Origin of the sequence: Microlunatus sp. GCM10028923, from assembly GCF_042666975.1 — a bacterium.
GTDB lineage: Bacteria > Actinomycetota > Actinomycetes > Propionibacteriales > Propionibacteriaceae > Microlunatus.
This window is the reverse complement of record NZ_JBHTFF010000018.1, coordinates 134,588-157,846: the sequence shown is the minus strand read 5'-3', so window position 1 is coordinate 157,846 and position 23,259 is coordinate 134,588. Positions and strand designations below refer to the sequence as shown.

Genomic DNA, 23,259 nt, shown 5'->3' with positions numbered 1-23,259 from the left:
GCTGCGAAACGACTCCGCAGCGCCCGCGTCAGGGTTGCGCCGGACTTCGACCTCGGCGACGGGGCAGGGTCATGAGCTTGTCCTGGAACCGCCCGTCCAGTGCGTGCTGCAACAGCGCGGTCGTCGGACCCGAGTCCGCCCGGATGAAGATCTTGCAGAAGTCGCGGTCCACGTCAGTCATGCTGTCAGGGGCCGAACCAGCGCAGGTCGTAACCCGCCGGGATGTCCCGAGTCCTGTGGTAGGCGAGGAACAGCTCGGCGGCTTCGTCGGCCTCGAACACTTCGGTGGGGTAGACGTACAGCGTCAACTCGCCGTGATGAGAGGTGATGGGAACGGACGGTTCGCCCTGCTTCGGGCCGGGGTGGCCGATGGTGAACAGCTTCTGGACCCGTCGATGACCTTGCTGATCTCGCAGGTCATCGCGTCGGCCGACCCGGCGCATTGGAGATAACTCCGACCCATTTCCTCGATCTCGGAGCGGGTGAGGCCCTCCGGCCACTTCGGCGTCGGCAGATGCATGAGGTTCAGCGAGAAATTGTCGATGCCGTTCAGGACGGCAAGCGGAGATCGGAATTCGTCGAGGTCGCCGTCGGATCCGATATAGGACTCCAGGTCACCGCTGTACGTCAGAACCTGAGACGTGATCATTGATCCGTTGCACTCCCCACATACTGCGCAGTTGGTGTCATGCGTCGAAGTCAAGTTCGAGGAACTGATTCCAGTCGTCAGCCAGGCGGACCATGATCGACTCGCTCGGACCTTCCCAGCTTCCGTCGTCTTCCGCCTTGTCGAAGTCTGCCCACCAGACGGACGCGTAGCCATCGCCCTGAACTTTGATGGTCAGACATCCACCGCTTGATCCCTGACTGACGACCAGATACGCGGCCGGCACAACCTGCATCCGGCCGAACTTTCCGATGCGGGGCATCCACTCGATACCGTCCAACTCAGAAATCAGGCCAGGCCCCGCCGTCCGGGTATCACCGTATCCTCCGGCACCAGCCCTCCGTCGGTGGCCTTGAGCCAAGAGCGGTACGGCTCCGGCGATCTCAACCCGAGCGTCTTCTCAGCCGAAGCGATCTGCTCCTCGGAAACGGTTTCGCGCGGCTCGATGTCAAGCACGATGATCTCCTTCCCGAGCATCCCTGACCCGGATCACTCCGCGCCGGACAGACCCTGCTGGCGTCGCCAAATAGTCGAGGACCATCCTGGCTTCCGGCCGGTCGATCGATTCCAGGACTGGGGCGGCGAGCTCTTCGTGGCCTCGGTTCAGCAGCACGGAGGCACAGCTATAGCGAACCCAGTCGGCTTCGCCCACCTCAAGCAAAGGGGTCAGCAGCTCGACGAGCCGGCCGCGAGCGTTCCAGCGGTCGGCGATCTCGACGGCGGTGTCGATCAGCCGGTTGGTGCGCACCGCTTGGGGATCGTCCGGCGCGGGTTCATCGACCAACTGAAAGGGCCGCCGAATCTCGTCGCGGTCACGTCGCACAGCGCCGTCCTCAACGTGCACTCGTGAAAGCCTGTCACTCCTCGAGATCAAGCGCAAGGAGACCGCGCCTGCATCGAGTGGACGCAAATGGCGCGAGATTCCGACTCAAGCTGCCCTTTCCGTCCACTCGGCGAAGAATCACCCGGGGGTATCGCCGGCGTGGTGGATCCGGCCGGGTGAGGTCAGGCAATCGAAGCCTAGTGAACGGAACGGAAGATGTGCCCCCATGTCATCGCCGCACGCCTGATCGCGGCGGCTCCGCCATCGCGATATCGAGCGCCACATGATCTCTCGGGATGATGTTGGTTCCCGCCTGCAATCGGAGCATGATAAAGCGCTCCGCTGGCTCGAATTGGAGATCAAGCCACTTCCACCGGTTCCTGGGATCGGAGTGTTCTGATGGGACTTCAGCGCCGTTGGTCGTCTCCAGCCAACTGCGGTGGGGCTCGGGTAACTCGAGGCCCAGCGCGGACGCAACCTCGGCGATCTGCGACTCCGGCGCTGCTTGACGTGCATCAGCCGTAATCATTATTTCGATCTTGCAGGTATATTGAGGCCCTGATCCCTCACTGGTAAGGATGCGGGTCCTGGTGACTGTTCCCCATGACTCGACGTCATTTTGGTCCCTGGATTGTGTCGCCGTCGCCAGAAGATCAGCTATTTCGCGGCGTCACTCCTTGAAGTCAAGGGACAGGAACTCATTCCAGATGCCGAGGACCTCAGCTTTGTCCAGATCGGCCCACCATACGGAGCCGATGTCGTCGTGCATAGACTTGACGGCGATAGAGCCACCGTCTCCGATGTTCAGGACCAAGTAGTCTCTCGGGATTACGTGCATTCCCTCAAATGGCCTGATGATCGGCAGGCGCTCGACCGGCTCGAGCTCAAGGAAAAGGCCGTTCCCATCTGTGCCGGGAACTGTTGCGCCCTGGCTTATGCTGGCGCCGTTCGGCGTCAGGAGCCAGTTCCGATAGCCGTCCGCTATTCTGAAGCCGAGTTCGGCTTCTGCGGTCGCAATCTGCTCCTGGGTCGCTGGGTCAAGTGCCTGGTATTCCAGCGCCATCATTTCCTCCCGCGGTCCTGGACTCGGTCCTTCTGATTCCACCCCAATGACCGACAGTTGCGTGCAGATCGTCGGGCAAGAGAAGTATGGTCTTACGATCCTCGTTATGGTGCCACACTGTTCCTTCCGGCTGCACCTCGAAGCCAGCGAGTTGGTTGGCCCGCTTCCGGTCCGACTTGCGGCCCTTGAATCCATCCTCGAGGACAACCGTGGCGAGGGCGTAGCGCTCGAACTGTGGGAATCCTTCGTGGGAAAACGGGGCGCCGTCAGGGTCCGGTCCATCGCAGGTCGTAACCCGCCGGGATGTCCCGAGTCCTGTCCTGTCGTAGGCGAGGAACAGTTCGGCAGCGTCGTCGGCCTCGAACACTTCGGTGGGGTAGATATACAGCGTCAACTCGCCGTGGTGATAGGTCCTCCGGCCACTTCGGCGTCGGCACAGCGAACTCAGTCGGCTTCGCCCACCTCAAGCGATCTGCTCCTCGAAACGGTTCCTCGCGGCTCGATGTCAAGCACGATGGCGATTTTGACGGCACTGTTGATCAGCTGGTGGTGCGTTCGGCATCGGGGTCGTCCGGCGCGGGGCTCACCGACCAGTTGAAAGAGTCGTCGAGTCTCCTCGCAGTCAATCTGAATTGCCTTTGCGCTCATTGTGCGTACTCTCGCGCTGCAGTTCCCGCGGAGTTCCGTTGAGTGTGTCGGACATCCTGTCCCGGTGCCCGTGGGCGAGAGATTCATACACCTCTCGCCTAATCGAGGAAATGCAGATCTGGCGCGTGTCGGCGGGCACCTGGTCTACGAACCAGTGTGCGAACTTGGCAGTCGGACACGTACTCGGCATCCCTGCACCTCTCCACGGCTCGATGATTGTTTGGGCCGGCGAATGGCAAGTTGCCGAAGCGTCGAGCCGCTCCGATCACCTATCGGCCGTGTAGGGTTCGATATCGCAGTTGTCAACTGCAGCAGTCTGCAAGACTTGGAGGGCTCGCTCGGATACGACAAGCTGTCCTTTGGATGTTACTCCGAGATCATCTTGTCCGGCGATTCCTGTGACTCGAAGCCATTGAAATCGGGGGATCTCTTTTCCCTCGTGCTCCTCCTGCGCTTCAGGGGTCAGTGACACTTCGGCTTCGTCCAACTCAAAGCGACCCAGGCCTGAGGTTGCAAGGCTGCTGGCGAGGTTCTGGGTGACGATGTAGCAGGGATAGGACTCCAACAACTCGTCGCCGAGCCACCCATAGTCGATTTCATAGTGCAGTTGTTCTACCCGAGGTGGATGGACAGATGTATCCATGATGGTGTTGTCGCCGAGCCCGCCAGCAACCTCGGGTTCGAGGATGAAGTAGTCCATGATCATTTCCACCTTACCTGCGGGTCGAAGTGGCTACCGTACTTCTCGTCCAGTTTCGTGGCATAGTCGAGCAATTGCTGCTGAGTAGCTTCCGGATTGTCACGGTAGAAGCGGTTCCAATCCTTCCGTAGACCGCTGAGGTGCACCTTGTTGTTGACGTCGCCCTTCGGGATGCCGCGCAGGTTCTCCAGGGAGTGCATCTGATTCGGCGTGATGCCGGCACTTGGGTACTTGCGCATGGCTTGCTGCTCGACGGCATGGTGCACGACCACCGAGTCGGCGATGTCCGGGTGTGCTTCGCGGAAAGTCTGGCGGTAGTTAGTGTTCTCGGCCGATCCGAATTTGGCAGGTGGAACGGTCCGCCGAAGGGATTCAGCGGCGGATGCGTTCGATGCCGCTCCTGATGGTTCCCCCGCTGGCCCTACCTCCGGAGAAGGTAGCCGGATCGAGTTCTGGGACATCCGGCGGCGTTGTGCTGTTCGGATGTCCTGTTCCGAGGCGTCGGGGTCGTTGAGGATCTCGTCGGGGGTGGGGCCGACGGGGCCGCCGGGTGCGGCCTTGGGGCGGAGGCCCTGTTCGGTGTTCAGCTCGGAGTTGCGTTTGCCGAGCTTCCCGGCGGATCCCTTGCTGGTCGCTTCCTCGTCGTCGCCTCGGCCTCGGCGGCGCAGGAGTCCCTGGCCGCGTTCGACGAGCTGCTGGGTGCCGGTGCCGATGGCGCTCAGGCCGGCGCCGCCGGAGAGGGCGCCGCCCCAGGCCATGGCGCCCTTGACGGTCATGGGGGAGGGCATGCCTGCCTTGTGGAAGGCGAAGTGCAGGGCGATGGCGGCCATCACCGGGGCCAGTCCGCCGAGGATCAGGGTCATGTCCGAGTTCGGTCCGGTGAAGCCCTTGATCACGTTCAAGATCACGTTGGTGAGCAGCGTGATCAGGCTCAGGATGAAGATCGCGAAGGCGGCGGTGAGGGAGAGGCCGACGTACACCTTGACGAACTGGATCATCCGGTTGTTGTCGGCGTTCGGGAGCAGGCAGATGATCGCGACGAAGATCGCCGACAACAGCATGAACGCAGCGACGGCCTTGACGATCATGATGGTCACGCCGATGGTGCCGAACACGGCGGCCACGCCGAGGGCCGACAGGACGTAGCCGATCAGGGCGGAGTTGCTGGCGCCCTGGTTGGTGCCGTGCAGGGCGGAGATGAAGTCGTAGATCGAGTGCGGCATGTCGCCGGCGACCTTCTTGAGTTCGCCGTCCCCGTCGCCCCAGTCGAAGATCGAGGCGACCGAGTCGCCCTCGGTGTTGAAGAACGCGAAGCAGGCCTTGTCGAAGTCCTCCGACTTGCCCTCCTCGGCCTGCGCCCGCTCGTCCTCGTCCTTCAGCAGCCAGCTCTGCCCGCGCGGGGTGTGCCAGCCGGTCGGTGCCTTCAAATTGGCCAGCTTGTCGCCGCTCGGTACGCACGAGGCCCAGGCGATCCAGGCCTTGTCCTGCTCCACCCGGTTCAGCGGCCGCCAGGCCGGCGCGCGGGGGTTGACGACGAGCTCGCTCGGGTTGTCCGAGGCCAACCGCAGCACGGCGGTACGGGTAGCGGCCGACCGGTGCTGCGCGTCGTCCTGGCCTTCGGTCGGGAAGGCTTCCAGGCCGGCCGGGATCCCGGCGTTGGCGTCGAGCATCCGGCAGGCGACCCGGTTCTGGCCGTTCAGGTTGTCGCGGCCGAACTGCCCGACCGACCAGGCCCGGTAGCCGGAGAGCTGCCACAGGTTCGACACCGTCTGGGCCGGGATCGACTTCGCCTTGATCACGGCGCCCTTGGCGAGCGCGGACGACTCGTACCCCCGCTTCAGGGCGTCGACGTAGTCGCCGCAGCTCAGCTCGTCCTGGTCGACCCCGACGGTGCCGTACGCGGACGGGCCTTCCAGGGCCGCGGCCGGGGCGGCGGCGATCTCGGTGATCGCCTCGTCGATCATGGTCGCGAACCAGCCCGGGGATCCCTGGCCCGGTTTGTAGCGGCCGGAGGCGTCCTTCGTGCTGCTGCCGGCGCCGACGACCATGATCACCAGGATCGCGACGATGATCATCTTCACGACCAGGCGCATGAGCCAGCCCGGATCCTGTTTCAGCCCGCGGATCAGCAGACCGATCGCGGCGAGCCCGACGATGCCCGCCAGCAGCGGCGACTGCAGGACGGCGTCGCCGAAGCGGGCGACCGTCTGGTCGATGGTCAGGCCGATCGACTGCAGCGGGCAGAACTCGGTCGACCAGGTGACGAACTTCGTGGTCACCGAGTAGAAGAAGTCGCCGACGGCGAAGGCGCCGCCCTGGAACTCGCGCTGGAACGGTGCGAAGTCGAACGGACCGCCGCCGCCGGACCGGATGTGCATCTTCTGGGTCGCCCCGGACCACCGTTCGACCGGCAGGTACTGGTAGTCGGCCGTCCCGTCTGTCGCGCAGACGCTCTGGATCGGTGCCTCGGGGTCGTCCGGCAGAGCCCAGGCCGGAGCCGCGCTCGACAGCATTACCACTGCGAGCGCCGCCAGAAGTGCGCCCAGGTAGCGACTCCACCGCAGGCTGACTGCCGCCCTCACCCCACCTCCCAACGTCCCCGCAACCATAGAACCAGACGCTCCCCAGGGCCGCCAGACCGTGCCCAGTACGGTCGAACCATGGCAGAGGACGGACTGATCGGCCGCAGGGCCGTGGTGACCGGCGGCGGTACGGGAATCGGGGCGGCCGTGGCGCACCGCCTGGCCGCCGAGGGCGCCGACGTGACCATCGTCGGCCGGCGGGCCGAGGTGCTGACCGAGGCGGCGGACCGGATCAACGCAGACGTGGGCTCCGAGCGGGTGTTCACCGCGTCGGCGGACCTGGCCGATCCGGACCAGGTGGCCGTCGTGGCCGAGGAGCTCGGCACCGGCGCGACCATCGACGTCCTGGTGCTCAACGCCGGCGGCGGCGCGACCTACGGCGACTCGACGAGCCTGCACGGGGTCGCCGACGCCTGGCGGACCATCTTCGACCTGAACGTGCTCACCTCGGTGCTGCTCACCGAGGCGCTGCGGGATCGGCTGACCCGTCCCGGCGCCCGGATCATCGCGATGAGCTCGATCGCCGGGCTCCGCGGTCCGGGGGCGTACGGCGCCGCGAAGGGAGCCGTGAACGCCTGGGTGATGGGCCTGGCCACCGAACTCGCGGCGGACCGGATCACCGTGAACGCGATCGCCCCGGGCTTCGTCCCGGAGACGGAGTTCTGGGCCGGCCGGCTGACCGAGCAGGTCGTCTCGTCCCGCCTGGCCCAGATCCCGCTCGGCCGTCCCGGCACGCCCGATGAGGTGGCCGCGACGGTGAGCTATCTGGCCGGCCCGGGCGGCGGCTGGACCACCGGCCAGATCATCCAGGTCAACGGCGGAGCGTTGCAGGGCCGCGGCTGACCCGTCCGCGCCCCCGCGCGTGATTGAGTGATGCCGTGTTGGAACGGGAGCGGCACCGCGAGGTGATGCGGTTACTCAGGCTGCATGGCGTGGTCCGGCTCACCGACCTGATGACACGGTTGGGCTGCTCGGAGTCGACGGCGCGGCGGGATCTGGCCGTGCTGGAGGGGCTGGGCCAGCTGCGCCGGGTCCACGGCGGCGCGACCACGGTGGAGGAGAGGCAGCCGAACGGGCCGATCGTCGACGAGTTGCGTACGGTCGCGTTGGGGCTGCGGACCAGCCGCGGGCACGGGCCCGGCAGCACCGGCACCGTCGGGCTGCTGATCCCGCAGCGCGGCTACTACTGGGCCAAGGTGCTCGCCGGGGCGCAGCGGGCGGCGGAGCTGGCCGGGCTGCGGCTGGTGCTGGGTGAGGCTCCGGATCCGCAACTGGAGGAGGCCGTACGCGTCCGTACCCTCCTGCAGATCGAGGTGGACGCCCTGCTCGTCGCGCCCAACCTGCACCGGCTCGGTGACAACCGGGTGCTGGAGTCGCTGCAGGGCGTCGAGCAGCCGGTGGTCCTGCTGGAGCGCAGCGTTCCGGAGGCGTTCTCGACCCGCGCCGTCGACTCGGTGGTTTCCGATCATGTTCATGGCGGACGGCTGGCCGGGCAGCATCTGCTCGACCGGAACCATCGCCACCTCGCGATGCTCGGCTGGCCGGCCTCGCCCACCTTCGAACCGGCGCTGGCCGGGCTGCGCGCGGTCGCGGCCGACGCCGGGGCGACGCTGGTCGAGCACCGGCTGCCCTGGCTCGGCCGGATCGACCATCCTGATCATCCGGGCCTGGTCGACGAGGCCCTGGCCGCGCTGCGGGCGCAGGGGGTCACCGCGGTGGTCTGTCAGCCCGACGAGGCGGCGCTGTACCTGCTCGAGGCGGCGCGGGCCACCGGCGTGCGGATCCCGGACGACCTGGCGGTGATCACGTACGACGACGAATTGGCGAGCGAGGAGCTGCCGCTGACCGCAGTCGCCCCGGCCAAGGAGGATCTCGGCTTCACGGCGGTGATGTTGTGCCTGCGCCGGATCGCCCGGCTCGGCCCCTCGCCGCACGCGACCCAGCAGATCGAACTTCATCCCCGGCTGGTGGTCCGATCGTCCGCGTGACGGTTTTTGACCGGTTTCGGTCCGGTCATTGGTCGGCGGCGTCGGGCCGGTGCAGGCTCGCCTCACCAGTGCCGTCTCCACGGCAGAAACTCGGAGGAATCGATGATGAAGTCCTCGCCCGCCGCGACGCTGCGCTCGAACCGGGTCGCGACCGCGGTGTTGTGCCTGATGATCTCGGTCATGTTGATCTTGTCGGCGGCCCCGTACGCGGCTGCGGACACCCAGTCCGGCCAGCGGCCGGTGATCTTCACGACCGAGGCGGAGATCGAGCGGGCGATCCGCCGGGTCGCCGAACGCCAGGAACCCTTCTACGGTTCGTGGTTGAAGACGAAGGCGGTGGCCGACGCGGCGCTGACGAAGACGTACGTGCCGGAGCAGTCGTACCACCACGAGACCTACTTCGGGAAGGCCCGGCCGCAGGCGCAGGACGCCCGGAGCCTCGCGCTGGCCGCCCGGATCACCGGCGACGCCCGCTACGCCGACAAAGCCCGGGAGATCCTCCGGCTCTGGGCCCGGGACGCGATCGACGGGGAGTATCCGGGCTGGGGCAGCCCGCACCAGATGGGCCTGGTGATCGGCCGGGTGATCCCGATCTTCGGCGACACGTACGCGATGCTGTGGAGCCAGCTGCCGGCCGCGGAGCGGACCCTGATGGAGCAGTGGTTCCGGAAGATGGCCGAAGCGACCATGATCAGCCGGAACATCTTCCGGTACGAGACGCACACCTGCGATTACGGCACCTGTCGCTATCGCGGTGAGCCCGGGACCTACCTGGGCGGGAACTACTTCAGCAACCACCTGTCTGCGCACAACCTGGGGCTGCTGGCCATCGGGGCGATGCTCCGCGACAGCGCGATGATCCAGGAGCAGCTGGACTCGGGGAAGAACGACAAAGATCTCCGGGAGTTGATCAACGGCGCGATCGTGATGCCCGATGATCTTGGTGGCGGCGTGGCGAACGGCGATCTCTACAAGGGGGATCCCACCTACACCGCGGGCGCGCCGATGCCGGAGCCGGGTGAGATCTGGGACCGGAGCCGGACCACCCAGGGACACGGGCTGCACTACACCTTCCTGCACCTGCAACTGCTCGTCCTGCAGGCCGACATCGCCAAGAACAACGGATCCCGCGACTGGTTCACCTACGTCGGTCCGCGCGGGGAGAACCTCGAACTGCCGTTCAAGCTCTACGACGACTTCCTGATGACGGCGGACCCGGGTGCCCGGACCGGCTACTACGTCGCCAGCAACATCGACTACAACCTGGTGACGCTGTACGAACTCGCCCACCGCGAGTACCGCAGGAACCGGGACGCGCGGCAGGTCCTCGAGTCCTTCGACCGGGCCCGGTTCATCAATGATCACCAGACCTTCGGCTGGACCCTGCCGCTGACCGACGGGCTGGACGACCTGGCCGTGTCCGAGCATCTCTATCCCGCGTCCGGGAAGTCGAGCTGGACGTTCGACCAGGACGGCGACTTCGAGGCCGTGACCGTACGGAAGGCGCCGGCCACCGTGGCCGGCGGCGCGCTGAACCTGACCGTGAACCAGGACGACCCCGGCGTAGTGACCCCGGACCTGCTCGGGCTCCCGACCGCCGACTACGGGCAGGTCGAGGTACGGATGCGGAACCAGACCGCGGACACGCAACTGGTGATCTACTTCAGCACCGACGACGATCCCGTCATCGACGGCGTCAAGCGGGCCACGATCACCGTGACCGCGAACGACGCCGAGTACCAGACGTATCTGATCGATCTGAAGCAGAACCCCAAGTGGACCGGCCGGATCCGGCAGCTCCGGATCGACCCGGTCCAGGGCACCTCGACCGGCACCGTGTCGATCGACTCGATCAAGGTGGTCGGCTGATCAGTCGCCGGCCCGCTCATGATCAACTCCGGTCGGTCGCCGGGTCTCGGCCAGGGAACGCAGCGTCGCGGCGGTCCGGTCGTCGGCCGGATAGTAGGACTCGACGGAGATCTCGTCGAGGGTGATGTCCTGGGGCGTGCCGAACGTCGTGATCGTCGAGAACAGCTGCAGCTCGTGACCGGCGTACCGGATGATCATCGGGATGACGACGTCGAACTCGGCCGCTGGGAGGTCCTCCGCCGCGGACTCGGCGAAGAACTCCTGGTAAAGCGCCTCGATGGCCGGGTCGCCGGTGCGGGCCAGCTGCCGGGACAGCCGGGACCGGAAGAACGCCCGAACCTCCGGGAAGTTGACGATCCGCGACCGCAGCTCACCAGGGGTGAGGGCGAGCCGCACCATGTTGGCCGGGGCAGCCGCCGACGGGTCGACCGCGGCCGCGAGGACGGCGGCCGCGGTCTCGTTGGTCGTCACGATGTTCCAGTGCCGGTCGAAGACGATCGCCGGATAGGGCTCGTGGGCCGTCAGCACCCGCGTCACGGCGTCCCGCGCGGCCGCCAGCGCGGGCCCCGCCAGCGGGCGCTGGCGATAGCGCGGCGCGTAGCCGGCGGCGACCAGGAGGCGGTTGCGGTCGCGGAGCGGCACCTCGAGCTCGGCCGCCAGCCGCAGCACCATGTCGGCGCTCGGATTCGACCGGCCGGTCTCGACGAGACTCACGTGCCGCGCGGAGACGTCGGCCGCGAGAGCAAGATCGAGTTGGCTGAGCCCGCGACGGTGCCGCCACTCCCGCAGCAGCCAACCGACCGTCTGCGTCATCCGCGCGCCGGTACGGATCCGAGCGTCGCCAGCGGATTCGGGTCATCGTCGCCGAGCGGCTGGACGACCTCCCAGTGCTCGGCGACCAGCTCGCCGGCGAACCGGAAGACGTCGGCGACTGCGATCACGTCGCCGCCGGGCAGCCAACGGCGGGAGAACATGGTCACGTAGTCCCCCTCGGCGACCAGCTGTTGGATGTCGATCTTCATCTCCCGCAACGGAAAGTCGCGGAAGTTGTCCAGCCAGGCCGCCCGGGACGTCGTGGCCACCTGAGGGTTGTGGTCGACGAAGTCGGCCCGGAGCAGCGGTTCGACGGCGGCCAGGTTTCCCTTGCCGATCAGCTCCGTCATCGCGGTCATCACGATCTGCTTCTTCTCGCTCATGTCGCCGAGTGTGTCAGCGGCGCCGGGAGTCGTCCATGAACCGGGATTTCATGATCATCAGGTGCCGGTCTGCAGCCAGGTGAGCGGGGACAGGTCGAGGGCGGCGTCGGCGACGCGGGCGGCGAGGGGGTGCGCAGCGAGCGGCGCGACGTGTCGATCCAGTTCTGCACGTTCTGATGCCCGGCGTGCCGGTATTCGACGGCCTGGATCAGGCATTCGAGCTTGTCGGCGTCCCGGGCGCAGATCGCCTCCCGGGTCTCGGCCGCCTCGTATTCGATCGCCGCGTCCAAGATCGACTTCGACAACCTGTCCGGGATCGCCGCGAGTTGATCACGGGTGATCTGCTCGTGGTCCGGCATCGCCGCGAGGTACTTCCGGGTCCCGGACGCCGACCTGCCACCAGCCGGCCCGGCGCAGCCGCTTCAACACTCCGAGCTCGTACGCGAAGCTCGCCACCGCCGCAGCCGGGTCGTTGATCATGGTCCTCCGTCGCTCGCACACCTGTCTCGTCACGATATCCGCGACCGCGGCCGGATCGCCTGCCGGTATCGTCGTGCCGTGGTGATGGGGGCGAAGCAGCTTGAAGTCGGCCGGGGCTACCTCACGTTCGGTCACGTCAACCCATGACACCGACCGACCTGGGCGAGGCCCAGGAGCTGTCGGCGGAGGAGCGCCCGTCACCGCTTCGCCGCTGGACGATCAGGGTGCTCGTCGTCCTGGTGGCGTTGGCGCTCGTCATGATCGTTCCGGGCCCGGTCTTCCGGGCCGTCCATGCCGACGCCGCGCGGAAGCTCGTCGACCAGGTCGCGACCGGGCGCCCGGAATTGCTCGCCAAACAGGACGAGTTCCGATCTCCGTTGGCGGACCTGGGCGCCCCGGTTCGTTCGTGGACGCAGGTCTCCTGCTGGCTCTCGCCGCGCTACAGCGATGGTGACGGTGAGCAGGACGTGGTGATGTTCTACTGGCAGCGGTGCTCGCTGCTGGCGTACGAGATCTACCCATCGCCGTCGGGCGCCAGCGGCGCGGAAGACGTTGCCGACCTCCTCGGCGGGGACACCGCGGGGTCACCCAGCTGCTCGGAGATCCTCCACGACGTCCTGACGCCCGACTACGGTGCCGGCCGACCCGCCGAGTACGGGACGGCGCTGTGGTGGGTGAACCCCGACGGAGACCCACCGGCCGAACACCCGGACAGCTGCGCGGTTCCCACCCCCGACGACCCGGCAGCCGCGCGGGTGACCCCGGGCGTCGGCGGACCGATGGCGGCGGAGACCTACGTGGTCTACCGGGTCAGTTCACCGGAGAGCTCCGTCGATGTGGGCTGCGAGCGCCGGCTGCCTTGGGTGCTCAGCTGTGCGGGAGAGCCCCCGGGCTTTCCGGTGCTCTGAGCGAACGTGGTCAGGTGGCCGGCCCGGACGGCCAGGAGGTACGGACGTGGCGCACCACCAGGACGACGATCACGGCCAGGGCCGCGGCGGCGGTGATCACGCCGAGGATGACGGCGACCGCGAGCGCGGCGCCGGCGGTGTCGGCGATCAGGCCGATCATGGCGCCGACCAGGACGGCGATGATCACGCTGACCAGGAGGGCGATGCTGGACAGGTACTGGATGGCGGGGATCCGGGTCCGCCGGCCGCCGTACGTCTGCATGAGGCCGGCCAGGTCCTCCCGGTGCCCGGTGACGAAGTACGGCTCGAGTTCCGGGGCGATGTCGAGGTAGCCGCGGCGCAGCCGGTTCATCCCGGCGACCAGCCCGACGTCGACGGCGTCCAGTTGCACCAGCCGGACCACCGTGGCGATGCCGATGATCACCAGCAGCGGGATGATCAGCAGGGCGAAGACGCGGAAGCCGGTGCCGAAGTCGGTGCTGTCCGCGACCAGGGCGATCGCCACGACCGCGGCCGACACCACGGTCATGAACCAGCTGGCCCGGCTGAAGCTCTCGTTCCAGGACAGCCCGCGGGTGGCGAGCAGGCTCCAGTGTTCGGTGGACAGCAGCTGGGCCCGCACGCCGGGCGGGACCGGCTCCGGCAGCTCGGTGTCGGGGGTGGCGTCGGGCAAGGCGTCCTCCTCGGCTGCGCCGGCCCGAGGTGGCTCAGGCCGGGGTGGGGGTGACGGGCTCCATCCTGCCAGCGTCGGCCGCCGCTGTCGCCCGATGCGACCGGCAGTCCGGCCGGGTGCCGCGGGCGTACCGGATGGTCAGCAGGCACAGGCCGAGACCCCAGACCGCGAAGCTGCCGTACACCACGACGTACGCCCAGCCGGCGATCTCCGCGTCCCCGATCTGCCGCAGCCCCAGCGCCGCGGGGATCAGTCCGGTGATCGCTCCGATCACTCCGACCGGGACCAGCATGAACGAGCCGACCGTGCCGACGAAGATCAACGCGAGCCGGATCAGGCGCCGGCGCAGCCGCAGTCCCATCAGCACCGAGGCGATGATCGACAGCCCGGTCAGCAGCGCGGTGTCGCCGAAACCCGGTGAGCCGAAGGACACGCTGTCGAACCCGTGCCCGGGCAGCCCGATCTTGAAGCCGAGTCCCCAGGCCAGCTTGAGCAGTCCGTACGGCAGCGCGCCGGCGACGGCCATGGCGGCCAGCGCCGGCACCCAGCGCGAACGGACCGGCGGTACGACAGCCTCGACCCGGCCGCAGGACGGGCAGACCCCGCGCAGCGCGCGCCAGCGGCCGAGCAGCCACGCCCCGCCGAGGAAGGCGGCCGTGGCGGTGATCAGGTGCGTGATCATGGTCAACACGGGCGGATCGATGACGAACGGGCCGCTCACCTGAGTGACCAGGCCGATCGTCATGATGATCAACATCAGGGCGGTGTGCGGGATCGCGGCGGCGCTCCCGGCGGCCATGATCAGCAGGGCGGCCAGGGCGGTGATCAACAGCACCGGCCGGGTCCGGTCCCGGATCAGGATGATCGCCACCGCAGCGGCAGCCGCCCCCAGTGCGGCGATCGGTCGCGGCGCGAGCGGCATCCCCGGCGCGGTCTCGCCGAGGCCGGTGATGATCAGGACCAGGAAGCCTGCGGCCGAGAGGGCACAGCCGGCGGCGGCGCTGCGGGCGAGGCCGATCCGGGCGGGCAGTGAGCGTTCCATGCCCCCAGCCTCGCCCGGACCCGTCGCGGCCGGATTCCCCCGCGGGGGTGATCGGCCCGGTCCGGCGGGTGAAGGCTCAGCCGGTGAAGTCTCCGTCGCCCAGGGGCACCGGCGCCGGCCGCTCCACCCGGGACTGGATCTCGACCCGCTGCCCCGACTGCGCCGAGGCCAGCAGGGACTCCATCACCTCGAGCACGTGGAACGCGAGCTTGCCACCGGCCCGGGGCTCGGTGCCGGCGGGCGTGGCGACCAGGTCGGCGAGACCGTACCCGCGGCTGGCGTTGCGGTAGCCGGCCGAGACGTCGAGCGTCCGCCAGCCCTTGTCGGCAAGGCCGTGCAGCTCCACGTCGCCGTCGAACCGGTTCGGATCCGGTACGTTCAGCGACCCCAGCTCGCCGTGCACCTCGATCCGCGCGGCGTGGCTGGCCACCGAGTCGAAGCTCATCACCAGCGTCGAGAGGGCGCCGGAGGAATGCGTCAGCACGCCCGTCACGTGCGAGTCGACGGACACCCCGATCGTCTCGCCGGCCCGCGGCCCGCTCCCGATCACTCGGCTGTCCCGGGTCCGGCTGCCGGCCCCGATCACCGACTCGACGTCGCCGAGCAGCGTGACCAGCGAGCTCAGGTAGTACGGACCCATGTCCAGCAGCGGACCGCCGCCCGGCTGGTAGTAGAAGTCCGGGTTCGGGTGCCAGCGCTCGTGACCCGGCGTCACCATGGTCGCGGTCGCGGCGATCGGTGCCCCGATCAGGCCGGAGTCGATCGCGGCCCGAGCGGTCTGGGTGCCGGTGCCGAGCACGGTGTCCGGGGCGCTGCCGACCCGTACCCCGGCGGCGTCGGCGGCGGCCAGCACCCGGCGGGCCTCCTCGACCGTCGCGGTCAGCGGCTTCTCGCCGTACACGCTCTTGCCGGCGGCGATCGCGGCCTCGGCGATCTCGACGTGTGCGGCCGGGATGGTCAGGTTGAGCACCAGGTCGACCTCGGGCGCCGCGAGCAGCTCGTCGACGCCCATCGGACGGGCTCCCGGGTAGGCGGTGGCAGCGGCCTTGGCCCGTTCCGGATCAAGATCGGCAACGGCGACCAGCTCGAGATTCCGCAACCGGGGCAGGGTTCCGAGATAGGCGCCGCTGATCGCGCCGCAGCCGATCAGGCCGACCCGCGCCCTTCCGCCGGCGCTCATCGGGACGCCCACAGCAGGCCGCGCTCGACGATCGTCTTCACCGACGGATTCTGCAGCACGTCGACGCTGTGCCCGGGCGTCGCGACGAAGATCTTGCCCTCGCCCCAGGTCCGGGTCCAGATCGCCGGCGAGGTCACCTCGCGGTTCCACGGGTCGCCGTCGCGGACCTTCTGCGTCGTGGTGGCCAGCACGTCGACGTAGTCGTCCGACAGCACCCAGTACTGCTCGGTGACCAGTTCGAAGTCCTCGATCCCGGCCACGATCGGGTGGGTCGCGGCCTCGGGCCGGATGTTGATCACGTACGGCACGAAGTTGTTGGCCGGATCGCCCGGCACGTGCTCGGCGGCGGGCTTGCCGGGATGGCAGGCGAACTGGCCGCCGACCAGGTGCAGGTAGTCGCTGCTGTTGCGGTACGAGTCCGCGATGCCGCCGTGCCAGCCGGCGAACCCGGTGCCGGCCGCGATCGCGCCGCGCAGCCCCGCGAGCTGATCATGTTCGATCGTGCTCATCGTCATGCACTGCATGATCAGATCGACGCTCGCGAGGTAGTCGGTGTCGGCGTAGATCGCCGGCGAGTCCTCGACCCGGACCGCGAAGCCGTTGTCGACCAGATGCGGAATGAAGAGGTCGGTCGCCTGAACCGGCGCATGCCCGTCCCAGCCGCCTCGGACCACCAGCGCGGTCCGTTTCCCTGTCGTAGTCATCGTCCCCCTTCACCTCCAAAGCTTCGTACTGCAGCCTGAATCCTTTCAGACCGTACCCCGTGGTGGCAGCGCAGGTCCGGCTCACGGGACGGGTCCCGTCGGCCCAGGTCGCGAAGGTCCCTCGCTGTGGCCGTTCCGGCCCTTTTCGGGGCCGTACCGCCCACCTGGAGGGACTTTCGCGACAACGCGACGCGAGAATGACCGGGTCGCCGCGAGTCAGGAGGAGCCCTTGTTCACGAAGTCGCTGGGAACCGACGCCGAGCTGAGCCCGCTGGAGCCGTGGCAGGCCGAGGAGTTGCTGGCCCACCTGGACCGGGGCCGGGAATTCATCGGCCGCTACATCGGGCTCGCCCACGCCGTCCACGACCTCGAGTCGGCCCGCTCCTTCCTCCGTTCGTACGCCGACAAGGCCCGCGACGACGCCGGGCGGATCTACGGCATCCGGGTCGACGGGACCCTGGTCGGCGGGGTGCTGTTCCGGGTGATGGACGTCCAGCAGGGAACGGCCGAGGCGGGCTGCTGGCTGGAGCCGTCGGCGGTCGGCCGCGGCCTGGTCACCCGGGCGTCCCGGATGATCATCGACTGGGCGATCAGGGAACGCGGCATCCACCGGGTGGAGTGGATGGCCGCCACCGGCAACACGGCCAGCATCGCGGTCGCCCAGCGGCTCGGCATGGTGCGCGAGGGCGTACTGCGGCAGGTCTATCGGCATCCGGACGGCGAGCGGCTCGACCTGGAGGTCTGGTCGGTGCTGGCTCCGGAATGGCTCAGTCGCGGGTCGGCCGACCGGTGAGCGCGGCGGCCAGGTCGAACAGGGTCTGGTCGGCGGTGTGGATCGCGGCTCCGTCGGCGTCGGTGAGCCAGCGGAGTTCGCCCAGCACGCCCAGCCGGGCGAAGGGCAGCAGCAGATCCTCGTCGGCCGCCTCGAGCGGTCCGCCGGCCTCGAGGTAGTCACGCCAGACCCGGCCTGGATCCACGTCGAGGTCGGTGTAGGCGAGGTTGGCGACCTCCCAGACCAGGGGATCGACGCGGAGGTCGTCGGTGTCGATGATCGCGACCAGGCTGTCCTCGAGGTAGAGCTGGTTGCGCGGATTCAGGTCGCCGTGGATCGGTGCCCGAGCGGCGAGCCGGCCGGACCGGGTCCAGTCGTCCAGCTGTCGATCAAGCTCCTCGATCGCCCGGTCGATCACGGTCACCGGTCCGAGGATCTCGGCACCGCTGCCGAACCGGTCGATCACCGCCGGACGGGCCACGGTCCAGTCGGGCCAGCGCGGCTGTTCGTCGATCGAGGTGAAGCCCGGCCGTTGGGCGAGGTCGAGCCCGAGGGATACGCGGTGCATCGCGGCGACCACCGGGATCAGTTCCCGGGTCCGGTCGGGGCTGGCCATCGAGAGGCCGGAGAAGCCTTCCACGTAAGGGAAGAGCGTCAGCACCCGACCGTCGACGACCGGCACGTCCTGGTGTTCGGCCGCGACCACCACCGGAACGGCCTCGGCCCAGGCCCGGACCACCGGGAGTTCGTACGCCACCTGCTCGGGAGTCCGCTCGGACCGCCCGACCCGGAGCACCCGATCATGATCGGAACACTCGATCTTCCAGGACTGGTTGAGCAGGCCCTCGGCCAGCAGCCCGACCTGCGTCGCGGGCAGGCCCCGATCCTCGGTACAGAAGGCGAAGACCTGGTCCGCGGTCAGCCAGAGATCCTGCCAGCCCCAGTCGGGGCCGTCGTAGTACTGCGTGCCGTCGGCCGAGAGTTCCGCGCGACGGGGGTGCTCGGTCAGCGCTGCCCGATCGGCACGAACTCGCGGGTCCGGTGCCCGGTGTAGATCTGCTTCGGCCGGGCGATCTTCTGCTCCGGATCGGTGATCAACTCCGACCACTGGGCCAGCCAGCCCGAGGTGCGCGGGATCGCGAACAGCACGGTGAACATCTCCGGCGGGAACTGCAGTGCCTCGTAGATCAGCCCCGAGTAGAAGTCGACGTTGGGGTAGAGCTTGCGGGAGACGAAGTACTCGTCCTCCAGCGCGATCTTCTCCAGCTCGCGGGCGATCTTGAGCAGCGGGTTGACCCCGGTCACCTCGAAGACGTCGTCGCAGGCCTTCTTGATGATCTTGGCCCGCGGGTCGTAGTTCTTGTAGACCCGGTGGCCGAAGCCCATCAGCCGTTCCTTGCCGGCCTTCACACCCTCGATGAAGCCGGGGATGTTGTCGGTGGAGCCGATCCGGCGCAGCATCCGCAGCACCGCCTCGTTGGCGCCGCCGTGCAGCGGGCCGTACAGCGCGGCGATGCCGGCGGCGACGGCGGAGTAGGGGTCGACCTCGGTCGAACCGACTGCACGCACCGCGTTGGCGGAGGCGTTCTGCTCGTGATCGGCGTGCAGGATGAACAGCACCTCGAGGGCCTGGACCAGTCGCGGGTCCGCCTTGTACTCCGGCTCGCTCATCTTGAACAGCATGGCCAGGAAGTTCGCCGTATAGGAGAGGCCGTTGTCCGGGTAGATGTACGGCTTGCCCTGCTGGTGCCGGAACGCGAACGCACCGAGGGTCGGCATCTTGGCGATCATCCGGGTGATCTGCAGCTGCCGGTTCTCGGCGTCGTCGATCTGGACGGCCTCGGGGTAGAACGTGGACAGCGCGCTCACGCCGGCCATCAGCATCGCCATCGGATGCGCGTCGTAGCGGAAGCCCTGGATGAACTGCTTCAGGTTCTCGTGCACGAACGTGTGGTACGTGACCTCGTGCGTCCATTCGGCCAGCTGATCGGTCGTCGGCAACTCACCGTTCAGCAGCAGGTAGGCCACCTCGAGGTAGGTCGAGGACTCGGCCAGCTGCTCGATCGGGTAGCCGCGGTATTCCAGGATGCCGGCCTCACCGTCGATGTAGGTGATGGCGCTGCGGCAGGAAGAAGTGTTGACGAATCCGGGGTCGTACGTCGCCAGTCCGGGCTGTCCGTCGACGGCGATCTGTTTCAGGTCGGCGGCGCGGATGGTGCCGTCCGTGATCTCCAGCTCATAATCCTTGCCGGTGCGGTTGTCCCGTACGGTGAGCGACTCGGTCATGGCGACAACCTACGCGGGCGTAGCGGCGAGTGGCCAGCGGGGGATGGCGATGTGCGCTGGCTCACGCAGCAGTCTACGGGCCACCGAAATCGGCCGTTTTGACCGGCATCCGAGGGGCCGGTAACCTTGACCGCTGTTGCGCCAATGCGCACTCACTTCCTTGCATCATGCACCGTCCGGGAGTCCGGGGGTGCCCGCAGGGGATCCTTCAGCAGCAACACCAGAGAGAGATTGGCAGGGCGAGGAGTGTCCACGTACAGTCCCAAACCGGGTGAGGTCACCCGTGAATGGCACGTCATCGACGCCGATGACCTCGTGCTGGGCAAGCTCGCCGTGACTGCGGCCACGCTGCTCCGGGGTAAGCACAAGTCGACGTTTGCGCCGCATGTCGACGGAGGTGACTTCGTCGTGGTCGTGAACGCGTCGAAGATCGCGCTCACCGGCAACAAGCGCGAGGACAAGATCAGCTACCGGCATTCCGGCCGGCCCGGTGGGCTCAAGTCCATCGCGTACGGAAAGCTGCTCGACACCGACCCGCGCAAGGCGGTGGAGCAGGCCGTCTGGGGCATGTTGCCGAAGAATCGGCTGTCCCGGAAGCTGATCAAGAAGCTCAAGGTCTACTCGGGTCCGGAGCATCCGCACACGGCCCAGAAGCCGCAGCCGTTCCAGATCACCAAGATCAGCCAGTAAAGACAGGAAGCTCTTCGACCGTGTCCGAAACAGTGACCGAGAACCTGGACGACGAGGTTCGCCCGTTTACCGAGGGCGACCGCGAGATCGCCTACCGCTCCGAGGCCAACCCGCAGGCCACCGGCCCGACCAGCCGTCCGGCCGTCGTGGCCGCCGCTGCGGCGACCGGTCGCCGCAAGGAGGCCATCGCCCGGATCCGGATCGTCCCGGGCACCGGCACCTGGAAGATCAACGGGCGCACCCTTGAGGAGTACTTCCCCAACAAGGTGCACCAGCAGATCGCGTCGGAGCCGTTCGGCACCGCCGGGGTCGAGGGCTCCTACGACGTGATCGCCCGGGTCCACGGTGGCGGCATCACCGGACAGGCCGGCGCGGTTCGCCTCGGCATTGCCCGCTCGCTGAACGCCGTCGACGCCGAGGCCAGCCGGTCCGCGCTGAAGAAGGCCGGCATGCTGACCCGGGACGCCCGGATCAAGGAACGCAAGAAGGCCGGCCTGAAGAAGGCCCGTAAGGCTCCTCAGTACAGCAAGCGCTGACGTCGTCCTCGCGATGGGGCGACTGTTCGGGACCGATGGAGTCCGTGGCCGGGCCAACGAGTTGCTGACCGCCGAACTGGCGCTCGACCTCTCGGTGGCCGCGGCCCATGTTCTCGCGGAGAGCGGTGCCTTTGGTGGGCACCGCCCGTCCGCGGTCGTGGGCCGCGATCCGCGGGCGTCCGGGGAGTTCCTCGAAGCTGCGGTGGTGGCCGGTCTGGCCAGCGCCGGGGTCAACGTGCACCGACTCGGCGTCCTGCCGACGCCCGGTGTGGCGTACCTGACCCGATCCACCAAGGCCGACTTCGGCGTCATGCTGTCGGCCAGTCACAACCCGATGCCGGACAACGGCATCAAGTTCTTCGCGCGCGGCGGCGAGAAGTTGGACGACGCCGTCGAGGATCTGATCGAGGCCAGGCTGCGGGCGCCGTGGCCGCGACCGACCGGGGCCGATGTCGGCCGGGTCTGGAACGACACCGCGCTGACCGATTCGTACGTCCGGCACCTGGTCCGGACCGTCGCACCGACCAGGTTCGACGGCATCACCGTGGTGCTCGACTGTGCCAACGGCGCCGCCCACCGGGCCGGGCCGGAGGCCTTCGAGGCGCTCGGCGCGAAGGTGATCCGGCTGCACTCCGAGCCGGACGGCATCAACATCAACGAGGCCTGCGGCTCCACCCATCCGGAGGACCTGCAGGCCGCCGTGATCGAGCACGGCGCCGATCTCGGGCTGGCCGTCGACGGTGACGCCGACCGCTGTCTGGCCGTGGATGCCGCGGGCGAGGTCGTCGACGGCGACCAGATCCTGGCCGTCCTCGCGGTGGCGCTCTCCGAACAGGGCCGCCTGGTCGGCAACACCCTGGTCGCGACCGTGATGAGCAATCTCGGTCTGGTCCAGGCCATGCACTCGGCCGACATCGCGGTGCAGCAGACCAAGGTCGGCGACCGCTACGTGCTGGAGGCGATGAAGGCCGGCGGGTACGTCCTCGGCGGCGAACAGTCCGGGCACGTGGTGCTGTCCGAGCACGCGACGACCGGCGACGGCATCCTGACCGGCCTGCACCTGGTCCGCCGGATGGCCACCTCCGGCCAGCCGCTGGCCAAGCTGGCCTCGGTGATGACCCGACTGCCCCAGGTCCTGATCAACGTCCCCGGCGTGGACAAGACCCGCGCCAACTCCGACCCGATCCTGACCCGGGCCGTCGCCGACGCCACCGCCGAGCTCGGCACCACCGGCCGCGTCCTGCTCCGCCCCTCCGGCACCGAGTCCCTGGTCCGCGTGATGGTCGAAGCCGAGACCGCCGACCGCGCCACCGCCGTGGCCGAACACCTGGCCTCCGTGGTCCGCACCACCCTGACCCTCACCTGAGCCTCCCCCAAGCCCGCTGACCGGGCACAAAAGCAGGCGTCCTGACGGCGTGTCGCTGCGGAAGTGCCCAGTCGCTGCACGCCCCGGCACCCCGTGGTTCGGTCAGGCTGCGATCCCGTAGAGCTTCCGGAACTCGGCGGCGGCACCGGCGGCGAGCCAGTCGTCGTAGGTCTTCAGGCCGGGATGGATCGCACGCAGGGCGGGGAGGTCGGCGTTCCAGCCGGCGAACGAGCCGGTCCGGGACAGTGCGGCGATGTCCAGCCGGACCGCGGGATCCGGCTCGGTCGGCGGATCCAGATCGGGGACGATGCCGGTGGCCGCGCTGAGCTTGGTCCGGAAGTCGGCCTTGGTCAGCTCGTCGCCGGCGAGCTCGTACACCTGGCCGAGGTGCCGGCCCGGATCGGCGAACATCAGAGCCGCGAAGGCGCCGATGTCGTCGACGGCGATGACCTGGATCCGTACGCCCTCCGGCGGGAGCCGCAGCACGCTGCGGTCGCTGCGGATTCCGTACCCGGGATGCAGGTGGTTCTCCATGAACATCACCGGCCGCAGCACGGTGGCCGGTACGCCGAGCTCGGCGATCCGCTGCTCGATCTCCAGCTTGGACTGCCAGCCGGTACCGGCCGCGTTCAGGTCGACCCCGGCGACCGAGGTGTAGACCAGTTGATCAACGCCGGCCGCCGCCGCGGCTTCGGCGACGTCGGTGCCCATCCGTACCTCCGCCTCGATGGGCTCACCCGGACGGGTCGCCGGCTGGATGCTGAAGGCGCCCGCGGTTCCGGCCATCGCGGCGTCCAGTGACGCCCGGTCGGTCAGGTCGCCGCGCACCAGCTCGGCGCCGAGCTTGGCCAGGGCGGTGGCCTGGTCGGCGCTCGGATCGCGGACCAGGGCCCGGACCCGGCGCCCGGCGGCGAGCAGGTGGCGGGCGGTCGCGCCGCCCTGCTGTCCGGTGGCTCCGGTGACCAGGATCGGTCGGCCGTCGTTCATGATCAAGATCTCCCTCGAGTCGGCTTGGTAGAGTCGTAGCGGAGCAGTGCTCCGATACCGATTCAGCGTAACGGAGCAGTGCTCCGGTATCAAGAAGGG

General features: G+C 68.3%; 29 protein-coding genes. 8 read left to right on the top strand and 21 right to left on the bottom strand.

From position 1 onward, the window contains the following. Window positions 1–28: 28 nt before the first annotated feature. From ACFQU4_RS32795 to ACFQU4_RS32750, 10 genes are all read right to left on the bottom strand, one after another. On the bottom strand, window positions 29–181 hold the full coding sequence (locus ACFQU4_RS32795; protein WP_377500334.1) for a hypothetical protein: 153 nt from the start codon (window positions 179–181) through the stop codon (window positions 29–31). A 4-nt stretch (window positions 182–185) separates the two neighbouring features. Next, window positions 186–308: a hypothetical protein gene (locus ACFQU4_RS32790; protein WP_377500332.1), complete on the bottom strand. Its 123-nt coding sequence runs from the start codon at window positions 306–308 to the stop codon at window positions 186–188. Then, window positions 305–649 (bottom strand): hypothetical protein, encoded by a 345-nt coding sequence (locus ACFQU4_RS32785; protein WP_377500330.1) that lies wholly within the window; start codon window positions 647–649, stop codon window positions 305–307. Before ACFQU4_RS32785 ends, ACFQU4_RS32790 begins: the two co-directional genes overlap by 4 nt. A gap of 37 nt (window positions 650–686) precedes the next feature. Beyond that, on the bottom strand, window positions 687–947 hold the full coding sequence (locus tag ACFQU4_RS32780; protein WP_377500328.1) for a hypothetical protein: 261 nt from the start codon (window positions 945–947) through the stop codon (window positions 687–689). An 8-nt stretch (window positions 948–955) separates the two neighbouring features. Beyond that, complete coding sequence (locus tag ACFQU4_RS32775; protein WP_377500326.1) at window positions 956–1,123, bottom strand: SMI1/KNR4 family protein; 168 nt, start codon at window positions 1,121–1,123, stop codon at window positions 956–958. Then, window positions 1,116–1,511: a hypothetical protein gene (locus ACFQU4_RS32770; RefSeq protein ID WP_377500325.1), complete on the bottom strand. Its 396-nt coding sequence runs from the start codon at window positions 1,509–1,511 to the stop codon at window positions 1,116–1,118. Before ACFQU4_RS32770 ends, ACFQU4_RS32775 begins: the two co-directional genes overlap by 8 nt. 649 nt (window positions 1,512–2,160) lie before the next feature. After that, a complete protein-coding gene (locus ACFQU4_RS32765; protein WP_377500324.1) occupies window positions 2,161–2,553 on the bottom strand; it encodes an SMI1/KNR4 family protein in 393 nt (130 codons plus the stop codon). Next, window positions 2,528–2,920 carry an HNH endonuclease gene (locus tag ACFQU4_RS32760; RefSeq protein ID WP_377500354.1) on the bottom strand — a complete coding sequence of 131 codons (393 nt, stop codon included), beginning with the start codon at window positions 2,918–2,920 and terminating at the stop codon, window positions 2,528–2,530. Before ACFQU4_RS32760 ends, ACFQU4_RS32765 begins: the two co-directional genes overlap by 26 nt. A 546-nt stretch (window positions 2,921–3,466) precedes the next feature. After that, window positions 3,467–3,907 (bottom strand): hypothetical protein, encoded by a 441-nt coding sequence (locus ACFQU4_RS32755; protein WP_377500323.1) that lies wholly within the window; start codon window positions 3,905–3,907, stop codon window positions 3,467–3,469. After that, window positions 3,904–6,483 carry a hypothetical protein gene (locus ACFQU4_RS32750; protein WP_377500321.1) on the bottom strand — a complete coding sequence of 860 codons (2,580 nt, stop codon included), beginning with the start codon at window positions 6,481–6,483 and terminating at the stop codon, window positions 3,904–3,906. The genes ACFQU4_RS32755 and ACFQU4_RS32750 overlap by 4 nt, the downstream gene beginning before the upstream one ends. 78 nt (window positions 6,484–6,561) lie before the next feature. Between ACFQU4_RS32750 and ACFQU4_RS32745 the strand changes: the two genes are divergently transcribed. The 3 genes from ACFQU4_RS32745 (at window position 6,562) to ACFQU4_RS32735 (ending at window position 10,340) form a co-directional block, all read left to right on the top strand. Continuing rightward, window positions 6,562–7,326, top strand: a complete 765-nt coding sequence (locus ACFQU4_RS32745; protein ID WP_377500319.1) for an SDR family NAD(P)-dependent oxidoreductase — start codon at window positions 6,562–6,564, stop codon at window positions 7,324–7,326. Between the two features lie 35 nt (window positions 7,327–7,361). Beyond that, window positions 7,362–8,471 (top strand): substrate-binding domain-containing protein, encoded by a 1,110-nt coding sequence (locus tag ACFQU4_RS32740; RefSeq protein WP_377500317.1) that lies wholly within the window; start codon window positions 7,362–7,364, stop codon window positions 8,469–8,471. Window positions 8,472–8,573: 102 nt separating this feature from the next. After that, a complete protein-coding gene (locus ACFQU4_RS32735) occupies window positions 8,574–10,340 on the top strand; it encodes an alginate lyase family protein (RefSeq protein WP_377500315.1) in 1,767 nt (588 codons plus the stop codon). On the opposite strand, the gene ACFQU4_RS32730 is transcribed toward ACFQU4_RS32735, so the two are convergent. From ACFQU4_RS32730 to ACFQU4_RS32715, 4 genes are read right to left on the bottom strand one after another with little or no spacing between them, the layout of a single operon-like run. Next, window positions 10,341–11,153 carry a helix-turn-helix domain-containing protein gene (locus ACFQU4_RS32730; protein ID WP_377500313.1) on the bottom strand — a complete coding sequence of 271 codons (813 nt, stop codon included), beginning with the start codon at window positions 11,151–11,153 and terminating at the stop codon, window positions 10,341–10,343. Continuing rightward, the gene (locus tag ACFQU4_RS32725) at window positions 11,150–11,536 is read right to left on the bottom strand and encodes a nuclear transport factor 2 family protein (RefSeq protein ID WP_377500311.1); all 387 of its coding nucleotides are present in this window, start codon (window positions 11,534–11,536) and stop codon (window positions 11,150–11,152) included. The genes ACFQU4_RS32730 and ACFQU4_RS32725 overlap by 4 nt, the downstream gene beginning before the upstream one ends. Next, on the bottom strand, window positions 11,533–11,895 hold the full coding sequence (locus ACFQU4_RS32720) for an HD domain-containing protein (RefSeq protein ID WP_377500309.1): 363 nt from the start codon (window positions 11,893–11,895) through the stop codon (window positions 11,533–11,535). Before ACFQU4_RS32720 ends, ACFQU4_RS32725 begins: the two co-directional genes overlap by 4 nt. Further along, a complete protein-coding gene (locus ACFQU4_RS32715) occupies window positions 11,867–12,016 on the bottom strand; it encodes a hypothetical protein (protein ID WP_377500307.1) in 150 nt (49 codons plus the stop codon). Before ACFQU4_RS32715 ends, ACFQU4_RS32720 begins: the two co-directional genes overlap by 29 nt. Before the next feature lie 143 nt (window positions 12,017–12,159). On the opposite strand from ACFQU4_RS32715, the gene ACFQU4_RS32710 reads away from it, so the two are divergent. After that, window positions 12,160–12,924, top strand: a complete 765-nt coding sequence (locus tag ACFQU4_RS32710) for a hypothetical protein (protein WP_377500305.1) — start codon at window positions 12,160–12,162, stop codon at window positions 12,922–12,924. Between the two features lie 10 nt (window positions 12,925–12,934). Here the strand turns inward: ACFQU4_RS32710 and ACFQU4_RS32705 are convergent, their stop codons facing one another. The 4 genes from ACFQU4_RS32705 to ACFQU4_RS32690 form a co-directional block, all read right to left on the bottom strand. Further along, the gene (locus ACFQU4_RS32705; RefSeq protein ID WP_377500303.1) at window positions 12,935–13,597 is read right to left on the bottom strand and encodes a hypothetical protein; all 663 of its coding nucleotides are present in this window, start codon (window positions 13,595–13,597) and stop codon (window positions 12,935–12,937) included. Window positions 13,598–13,631: 34 nt separating this feature from the next. Next, window positions 13,632–14,639 carry a hypothetical protein gene (locus ACFQU4_RS32700; RefSeq protein ID WP_377500301.1) on the bottom strand — a complete coding sequence of 336 codons (1,008 nt, stop codon included), beginning with the start codon at window positions 14,637–14,639 and terminating at the stop codon, window positions 13,632–13,634. 76 nt (window positions 14,640–14,715) lie between these two features. Next, the gene (locus ACFQU4_RS32695) at window positions 14,716–15,819 is read right to left on the bottom strand and encodes a Gfo/Idh/MocA family protein (protein WP_377500299.1); all 1,104 of its coding nucleotides are present in this window, start codon (window positions 15,817–15,819) and stop codon (window positions 14,716–14,718) included. Continuing rightward, window positions 15,816–16,523 carry a ThuA domain-containing protein gene (locus ACFQU4_RS32690; RefSeq protein WP_377500297.1) on the bottom strand — a complete coding sequence of 236 codons (708 nt, stop codon included), beginning with the start codon at window positions 16,521–16,523 and terminating at the stop codon, window positions 15,816–15,818. Before ACFQU4_RS32690 ends, ACFQU4_RS32695 begins: the two co-directional genes overlap by 4 nt. A 229-nt stretch (window positions 16,524–16,752) precedes the next feature. Between ACFQU4_RS32690 and ACFQU4_RS32685 the strand changes: the two genes are divergently transcribed. Beyond that, window positions 16,753–17,316, top strand: coding sequence for a GNAT family N-acetyltransferase (locus tag ACFQU4_RS32685; protein ID WP_377500295.1), 564 nt, complete (start codon window positions 16,753–16,755; stop codon window positions 17,314–17,316). Here ACFQU4_RS32685 and ACFQU4_RS32680 read toward each other — a convergent pair. Then, a complete protein-coding gene (locus ACFQU4_RS32680; RefSeq protein ID WP_377500293.1) occupies window positions 17,291–18,403 on the bottom strand; it encodes a phosphotransferase in 1,113 nt (370 codons plus the stop codon). The two genes, ACFQU4_RS32685 and ACFQU4_RS32680, sit on opposite strands and share 26 nt — an antisense overlap. Then, the gene (locus tag ACFQU4_RS32675) at window positions 18,301–19,581 is read right to left on the bottom strand and encodes a citrate synthase (RefSeq protein ID WP_377500291.1); all 1,281 of its coding nucleotides are present in this window, start codon (window positions 19,579–19,581) and stop codon (window positions 18,301–18,303) included. The genes ACFQU4_RS32680 and ACFQU4_RS32675 overlap by 103 nt, the downstream gene beginning before the upstream one ends. Before the next feature lie 246 nt (window positions 19,582–19,827). On the opposite strand from ACFQU4_RS32675, the gene rplM reads away from it, so the two are divergent. Genes rplM through glmM form a run of 3 tightly spaced genes read left to right on the top strand, consistent with a single transcriptional unit; the run spans window position 19,828 to window position 22,173 of the window. Continuing rightward, window positions 19,828–20,271: a 50S ribosomal protein L13 gene (gene rplM / locus ACFQU4_RS32670; protein WP_377500289.1), complete on the top strand. Its 444-nt coding sequence runs from the start codon at window positions 19,828–19,830 to the stop codon at window positions 20,269–20,271. Between the two features lie 20 nt (window positions 20,272–20,291). Further along, window positions 20,292–20,807: a 30S ribosomal protein S9 gene (gene rpsI, locus ACFQU4_RS32665; RefSeq protein ID WP_377500287.1), complete on the top strand. Its 516-nt coding sequence runs from the start codon at window positions 20,292–20,294 to the stop codon at window positions 20,805–20,807. Between the two features lie 13 nt (window positions 20,808–20,820). Then, a complete protein-coding gene (gene glmM / locus ACFQU4_RS32660; protein WP_377500285.1) occupies window positions 20,821–22,173 on the top strand; it encodes a phosphoglucosamine mutase in 1,353 nt (450 codons plus the stop codon). A 102-nt stretch (window positions 22,174–22,275) separates the two neighbouring features. Here glmM and ACFQU4_RS32655 read toward each other — a convergent pair whose 3' ends face one another. Next, entirely contained in the window at window positions 22,276–23,160 is an 885-nt protein-coding gene (locus ACFQU4_RS32655; protein WP_377500283.1) for an NmrA/HSCARG family protein, read from the bottom strand. Window positions 23,161–23,259 lie beyond the last annotated feature (99 nt).

Coding starts and splice junctions, on each gene's coding strand:
- ACFQU4_RS32795 (WP_377500334.1), bottom strand. CDS start 181: ATGACTGACGTGGACCGCGACTTCTGCAAGATCTTCATCCGGGCGGAC.
- ACFQU4_RS32785 (WP_377500330.1), bottom strand. CDS start 649: ATGATCACGTCTCAGGTTCTGACGTACAGCGGTGACCTGGAGTCCTAT.
- ACFQU4_RS32765 (WP_377500324.1), bottom strand. CDS start 2,553: ATGGCGCTGGAATACCAGGCACTTGACCCAGCGACCCAGGAGCAGATT.
- ACFQU4_RS32755 (WP_377500323.1), bottom strand. CDS start 3,907: ATGATCATGGACTACTTCATCCTCGAACCCGAGGTTGCTGGCGGGCTC.
- ACFQU4_RS32745 (WP_377500319.1), top strand. CDS start 6,562: ATGGCAGAGGACGGACTGATCGGCCGCAGGGCCGTGGTGACCGGCGGC.
- ACFQU4_RS32735 (WP_377500315.1), top strand. CDS start 8,574: ATGATGAAGTCCTCGCCCGCCGCGACGCTGCGCTCGAACCGGGTCGCG.
- ACFQU4_RS32730 (WP_377500313.1), bottom strand. CDS start 11,153: ATGACGCAGACGGTCGGTTGGCTGCTGCGGGAGTGGCGGCACCGTCGC.
- ACFQU4_RS32725 (WP_377500311.1), bottom strand. CDS start 11,536: ATGAGCGAGAAGAAGCAGATCGTGATGACCGCGATGACGGAGCTGATC.
- ACFQU4_RS32720 (WP_377500309.1), bottom strand. CDS start 11,895: ATGCCGGACCACGAGCAGATCACCCGTGATCAACTCGCGGCGATCCCG.
- ACFQU4_RS32715 (WP_377500307.1), bottom strand. CDS start 12,016: ATGATCAACGACCCGGCTGCGGCGGTGGCGAGCTTCGCGTACGAGCTC.
- ACFQU4_RS32710 (WP_377500305.1), top strand. CDS start 12,160: ATGACACCGACCGACCTGGGCGAGGCCCAGGAGCTGTCGGCGGAGGAG.
- ACFQU4_RS32700 (WP_377500301.1), bottom strand. CDS start 14,639: ATGGAACGCTCACTGCCCGCCCGGATCGGCCTCGCCCGCAGCGCCGCC.
- ACFQU4_RS32695 (WP_377500299.1), bottom strand. CDS start 15,819: ATGAGCGCCGGCGGAAGGGCGCGGGTCGGCCTGATCGGCTGCGGCGCG.
- ACFQU4_RS32690 (WP_377500297.1), bottom strand. CDS start 16,523: ATGACTACGACAGGGAAACGGACCGCGCTGGTGGTCCGAGGCGGCTGG.
- ACFQU4_RS32675 (WP_377500291.1), bottom strand. CDS start 19,581: ATGACCGAGTCGCTCACCGTACGGGACAACCGCACCGGCAAGGATTAT.
- glmM (WP_377500285.1), top strand. CDS start 20,821: ATGGGGCGACTGTTCGGGACCGATGGAGTCCGTGGCCGGGCCAACGAG.
- ACFQU4_RS32655 (WP_377500283.1), bottom strand. CDS start 23,160: ATGAACGACGGCCGACCGATCCTGGTCACCGGAGCCACCGGACAGCAG.